The organism is Streptomyces sp., assembly GCF_019510245.1.
Classification (GTDB): Bacteria; Actinomycetota; Actinomycetes; order Streptomycetales; family Streptomycetaceae; genus Streptomyces.
In genome coordinates, this window is record NZ_JAEKKT010000295.1 from 1 (window position 1) to 6234 (window position 6234).

General features: G+C 70.5%; 4 protein-coding genes. All 4 read right to left on the reverse strand.

The annotated features are described in order from the left end of the window. Positions 1–370 precede the first annotated feature (370 nt). Positions 371–2698 (reverse strand): hypothetical protein, encoded by a 2328-nt coding sequence (locus tag JF597_RS49265; RefSeq protein WP_294012474.1) that lies wholly within the window; start codon positions 2696–2698, stop codon positions 371–373. 99 nt (positions 2699–2797) lie between these two features. Further along, the gene (locus JF597_RS49270; RefSeq protein ID WP_294012476.1) at positions 2798–4069 is read right to left on the reverse strand and encodes a discoidin domain-containing protein; all 1272 of its coding nucleotides are present in this window, start codon (positions 4067–4069) and stop codon (positions 2798–2800) included. A 112-nt stretch (positions 4070–4181) separates the two neighbouring features. Next, positions 4182–5516, reverse strand: a complete 1335-nt coding sequence (locus JF597_RS49275; RefSeq protein WP_294012479.1) for a prolyl oligopeptidase family serine peptidase — start codon at positions 5514–5516, stop codon at positions 4182–4184. A 187-nt stretch (positions 5517–5703) separates the two neighbouring features. Next, positions 5704–6234, reverse strand: a 531-nt coding sequence (locus JF597_RS49280; protein ID WP_294012481.1) for an SLC13 family permease, incomplete at its 5' end; no start/stop codon positions are given.

Here is a 6234-nt window from a genome sequence, read left to right on the forward strand (position 1 = left end):
CACCAGTCGCCGCCCGGCGCGAAGCCCGCGGGACAGCGCCGAGAAGACCGCGCATGAGCCCGCGGGGAGCGTCCGCGGTTGCGGGATCTCGCTCGGCGGGGCGAGTGGAGTTGCGCTCTGGTCGGTCGTGCCGCGACTGCCCTTGGAAGAAGCAGCGCGGGCCGCGTACGGCGGACGACCGCTTGCGGCGCGGGGGCCTGGCGGCTGCGCCACGACCGACCCCCGGTCGCCGGCCGCGGCATCCTGCGCACTCGTCGCATCCGCCAGCTCGCCTCGCGCGCCACGGGTGTCCGGCGCTCCAACGAGTCATGCGCACAGGGAGATTCTTCATGCCCTCCAGGCTGACCGCCCGGACCGCCGTCCGTGACTCCTACTCAAGGCTGCCGGGACGGACGGTGAAGTAGGTCCACCCACTTCGCACACTGCCGGTCTGCGCACCCTTGGCCGGCGGTGTGTAGAGCCCGCGGACGCGGTAACGGTCGTTGCTCGTGAAGAGCTTGAGAGCACGGACGTAGCCGTACCAGCCGTCGGAGTACAGGGGCACGCACTTCTGCGAGGTGACCTGGTGCCAGGCCCCCGAGGAGTAGCGCTCGACGTACACCGACGTGCAGCCCGCTGCCTGTCGGGGAGTGACCTGGAGGTTGAAGCCCAGGTTGACTTCGGACTTGTAGAAGACCTGGTACGTGGTGGATCCGATGCGGGTGGTCCGCAGCGGATACTGCAGCTGCGTCCGGACCGTCGGCGTGAGGGTCGCGCCGGTGGTCACCGTGCGCGGTGCGTAGCGGTAGTCACCCGCGAAGGCCGCGCTGAAGACGGTGTTGCGGGTGATCTTGTACGACGCCACCAGGTTCCCGTGCGCGTCGACCTTGCCGCTCTTGAGTACCGTCCGCGACTTGCCCGCGGGCTGCGCGTACAGCGTCACGAGCCGGGAGTTGTACGTGGTCCCCAGGTGCGCGGTGATCTTCACGGTCGCGCCGGAACGGTACGACTTCGCGTCGGTCGTCACGCTCAGACCCGGAGTGGCCCGGGACACCTGAACCGTCTGAGACGCCGTCACCGGGAGGTAGGACGTGCCGCCGTCGTAGGTGACGGAGTAGGTGTTCGCGCCGCCGGTCTGCGGGGTGTCATGGACGGCGAAGGTGCCGTCGGCGGCGACGGGCACGGTGCCCATAGAGTAGGCCGAGGGATGCGCCAGATCGGTCTTGACGACGTGCACCGCACCGGTCCGCACATGCGCGTGCGGCCAGCCGAGCCGCCCGGTGACGGTCAGCGGCGCGGCCCGGCCCCCGGTGTCCGGGCCGGTCAGCGCGATGGTGGGCGCGTACTTCGCGACGGGGACGTCGAAGGTCCGGACGGCCGGGCCGTAGTGCCCGCCGCCCGAGTAGTCGACGCGGAAGCTCAGGGGGCCGGTGAGGGGAGCGGTGCCGGCAACCTGGTACGAGCCGAAGAAATCGACCGGCGGGCGGGCCGGGGTGCCCGTGGGGTCGGGGACGAGCACACCGTCCGGATCGGTGTCGTCGTAGCGCGTGATCCGTACGGTGCCCGGAATCATGGATTCCCCGGCACCGAGGCTGAGGGGGGCGTCGAAGCCCGCCCGGAACGCGTACGTCTCGCCGGGGGCGAGCTGATCGGTCGCACTTCCGAGAAGTCTGACCGGCGCGGTTTCCGGGGTACGGACCACGGTGAGCGTCGGTGTTCCCCCCGAGGCGTCCACCGCCACGCCGTAGAGCCGGCTCTCGTCCGGTGCCCAGGCGAGGCCGTGTGCGGCCAGGCGCAGCGGATAGTCGAACCCGTACTCGCGGTAGAAGCCCTCGCCTGTTTCCGGGAACGCCTCGAACTCATAGCCGTTGCAAGCGCATCCGGCCAGGGTGCCGTCCGGGGCCACGGCGACGGCCTTGGCGGCCACCGGCATGGCAAACCTGCCGTCGACCGACAGATCCGAGGTGCGGTACCGAACGTCGCTGGGGTTCGCCCAGGACGAGACCGCCAGGTGCTGCCCGTCCGCCGTGACAGCGAAGTCGCTCAGGTCGGGGACGGGCAGCGCCTTCGCCGCCTGTCGGGTCAGCGCACCACCCTGGGCCTGGTACGTGACGAAGGCGGAGGTGTCGCCCGTCTGCGTCGCGGCCGCGAGGACACCGGAGGGCGTCGGGGTCGTCGCAAGCGTCGGCGGTCCTGCCCAACTGCCGGAATCCTGCCGAAGAGTGACCGTACCGGCCCCGTCGACGGAGCCGATGCCGCCGGCGCCCGCCGTGCCGTACCCGAACCAGAGGGTGCCCCCGGCGACGGCCGGCGAGTCCGGGTGGGTGCCCGCGCCGGTGCCGTAACGAGCCGACTCGGTCAGGTCCGCCGTACTGATCGCCGCGATCGCGTCCTCGTCCGGGAGAGCCGCGTACAGCGTGGTTCCGTCGGCGGAGAGGGCGAGACCGGTGGCACCTTGCTCACCACTGATCGTCGTCGCGTTTCCGCCGTCGAGATCGGTGACGAGGATGCCATCGGTGCCGGCGCCGCCGCTGATGTACAGGTGTCCGTGCGGGGCGTCCACGACCAGGTGCGCGAAGTGCGCGATCGGCAGTGCCGTGCCCGACGCCGCGTACGAGTCGACCGCACCGGGACCGACGACCGCCGCGGCCGTCATCCCCAGGAGCAGCGCTCCGACGACCGACGCGGCGATCGACGGCGAGAATCGCGCCGACTTCATGACAGGCCCCCCACAGGCGCAACCTTCGCGATCAATGGGGCGCAAGGTAACACGGGGCCGTCGGGCGCGGCCGACCGGGGAGCGGTCCGAGTGAGCCGGTCAGAACTGGCAGGTGTCCATCCACCGCGTGACGAGGGAGGTGTTGTTCTTGTCGGCGTCACGTACGGCACCGCACAGGAACGGGCTGAAGCGGGTGTCGCCGCGCAGCCAGAGGCTGAGGAACGAGACGATCCACTTGCCCTGCGTGGCCTTGTCGCCGTAGCCGGTCATCGGGCACAGATGGTCGCCCGGAACCTCGATGTAGAGCTTCTCCGCCTGGGACATGGAGTTGTACCAGGGCACCGCGTAAGTGTCGCCGTGGGCGACGGGGTCGCTCTGACAGGTCAGGAAGAACGTGGGGTCTGTGACTGAGGAGAAGTTGACGTTCGGGTAGTACGGGGCCGTGGGCACGCCCGCCCGGAAGCGCGGGTCGTCCCGGAGGGCCGCCATGACGCCGCCACCGCCCATCGAGTGACCGACCGCGCCGAGCGTGCCGTTGAGCTTCCCGGACAGCGGATTGCCGGGAGCGTTGCCGAGCGCGAGCAACTGGGTACCGGCGGCGGTGATCTGACGGCCTCGCGCGGCGGGATCGTCGGTGAGCGTGTTGGTCCCGACGTTGATGACGACGAAGCCCCAGGAGGCGAGGCGCGGTGCGAGCCACCGCAGGTTCTCCTGCGTGCCCTGATAGCCCGGCATCAGTACGACGCCCGGGTACGAGCCACCGGTCGTCGGGTACGTCACCGTGCCGGAGCCGAACCCGCTCGGGCCGGGAACGGTGTAGGTCGCCGTGGTGAGCGGCCCGTCCGTGGCCTCCAGAGAAGCGGTCGTCGGGTCGGGGATTCCGTTGCCCGGAGAGGTCCCGCCGCCGGAGCCGTACACCTGGAACTCCCACAGCGAGTAGCCGTAGGCGGTGCCCCGCTGGGTGCCGTGGACGCGGACGTACCGGCCTTTGCCGTCCACGTCGAGGGTCTGCGCGCCGCCGGTGCCTTTCGTGGTCGAGTAGATGGTGGTCCAGGCGGTGCCGTTGTCCGAGGTCTGGATCTGGAACGCGCGGGCGTACGCGGCCTCCCAGCGCAGCCCCACTCGGCTGAGGGTGGCGATGGAGCCCAGATCCACTGTCAGCCACTGCGGATCACTGAAGGTGCTCGACCAGCGCGTCCCGGTGTTCCCGTCCACCGCCGCCGACGCGGGGGTGGCCGCGTTCTCGGTGGACGAGGAGGTCGCGGGCCTGCCCTGGGACAGCAGGTCGGCGGCGGCCGCCGGCGGGGCGGCGGCGGTCAGCAGAGTCAGCGCCAGGCCGAGGGCGGTGGCCAGCGCGATCAGTGCCGTCATGGCACGCGGTCGGGTCCGTAACGGCACGGTCGTGTCGGTCGAGCGACGGGATGAACTCATGATCTACCTCCGGAATGCGGGGAGAGCGCGGTGACCGGACAGCGAGGGCCGGCTATCGGGACTGTTCGAAGAGCCAGTCGATGACCACGTCGTTCTCGTACGTCTGGGCCCATGCGAAATGTGGGTTCGGCGATGTCGTTCCGGCCGTGTAGCTCGTGAACAGCACGTGGCTGCGCGTGGCCCGGGCCTGCCGTAGGAGGGCCCGGGACCGGGCCTCGAACTGGTCCTTCGGCAGATCGTTGGCCCACTCCCCCCGGCTGACCCGTGCGCCGGCGGTCTCCAGGGCGTTCATCAGGGTCCAGGTGCCGGGCTTGCCGAACCGGCCCTCCCGGTAGGGGACGACCGGGTCGTCGATGGAGTGGTCGGCCCACATCGGGATGTGCGTGATCTTCTCCATGACGGCCGGGTCGCCCCAGCCGGCCGTGGGCAGGGCGGCCGCGAACACGTCGGGGCGCTTGGCCAGCAGGCTGTAGATGCCGCGACCGCCTGAGGACAGGCCGACCACGTAGAGCCGGTCCGTGTCCACGGCTCCGGAGTTCTCGCTCACGAAGGTGTCGATGAGTTCGATCAGCGCGGCCTGGACCTTGGCGTCGGTCCAGTCCGTGCCGTCGGGTCCGTCCATGGGACGCGGCAGGGGGATCTGCGGAGAGAGGACGAACGCGGGGTTCCGGCGCTGCCGTTCGGGTTTGGCGAACGTGACCGCGATCCGGTTGGACGTCAGCTGGGTCATGTTGTTGTCCGCGACCTCGCCACCGCCGTGCAGGGTGATGACGAGCGGGTACCGCGTGCGCGTCCGAGGGTTCCTTACGAAGTCCGCGGGCTGGTACAGCCGGAAGTCCAGTTCGAAACCCGCGGAGTCGGTGAAGGAACCGGCGGTGAAGTCGTCGACCACGGGAGTGATGACGTCGTCGTTCCGGTGCGCGAACGGGCCGGCCCTGAGCACCGTTTCGCCTCCCGGGGTACGTACGTCCGCCACCTGTCTGACGGAGTACGCGCGGTCGAGCGGCAGGGGATCGGTGCCGGCGGCCCGCGCGTTGGAGTCGTTCGCATCGAGTTCGACGATCAGGTGCTCCCCCGGTCGTCCGGGGTGAGGGCGCTCGTCCACTTCGGCGGCGGTGTTGGAGTAGACCCGGGTCACCGTGCGAGCCGCTGTCTGCCCGCCGACCGTGGCCGTCACCTGGAAGGCGGAGGGTGGGATCACCCCACCGCGGAGGTCGATGCGCTGCGCGTACTGGACGGCGACGGCTGTCACCAGCCAGTTGTTCCTTCGCCCTTCGGGTGTGGCTGTCGTGGGGGCGGCGGCCGCGGCGGTCGCCGTGCTCACCGCCGGCGCCGTGACCGCACCCGCGGTGGCGGCGAGCACCGTACGTCTGGTGATCCGTCTCATGGGTCCTCGTCTCAGTCGGTGGGGGCACCCGGGGCCGGGTGCCTCTGTGCGTTACTCCGGTCGCCCGGCTCCGGCTCGGGAAGCGGGCGGCACGTCGCATGGCTGAGCGGCAGGAGCGGCGGCTGCCGGGAGCAGGCAGCCGGCGGGACATCGGTCATGGGGAGCAGGCAGCCGGCGGAGTCACCGCTCACAGGGGGAAGGCGCCGGTCACCAGGGCGCCCGCGGTCATGACGAGGGTGGTGGCGAAGGCCCAGCGGAAGATGAAGCGCTGGTGTTCGCCGAGCGGCACACCGCTCATGCCGACCAGGATGAACGTGGACGCGGTGAGCGGACTGAGCGGGAACCCCGTGGTCATCTGGCCGAGAATGGCGGCCCGGGCGACCTCGGCCGGGTCCGTGCCGAACCCGTTCGCGGTCTCGGCGAGCACGGGCAGTACCCCGAAGTAGTAGGCGTCCGGGGTGAAGACCAGACTCAGCGGCATGCCGGTGACGGCCACCGCGACGGGCAGGTGCGACCCGAACGAGTCGGGGACGACGGAGACGAACGCCTCGGCCATCTCGTCGATCATCTTGGTGCCGCTGAGGATCCCGGTGAGGACGCCGGCCGCGAAGATCATCGTGGTGACCAGGACCACGCTCTTGGCGTGCTTGTCGAGCAGCGCCTGCTGCTGCTCCCAGGTGGGGTGGTTGACCAGCACCGCGATCGCGAACCCGAGGAC

Excerpts from the sequence above, each read along its gene's own strand:
- JF597_RS49265 (WP_294012474.1), bottom strand. The coding sequence starts at position 2,698 with ATGAAGTCGGCGCGATTCTCGCCGTCGATCGCCGCGTCGGTCGTCGGA.
- JF597_RS49270 (WP_294012476.1), bottom strand. The coding sequence starts at position 4,069 with ATGACGGCACTGATCGCGCTGGCCACCGCCCTCGGCCTGGCGCTGACT.
- JF597_RS49275 (WP_294012479.1), bottom strand. The coding sequence starts at position 5,516 with ATGAGACGGATCACCAGACGTACGGTGCTCGCCGCCACCGCGGGTGCG.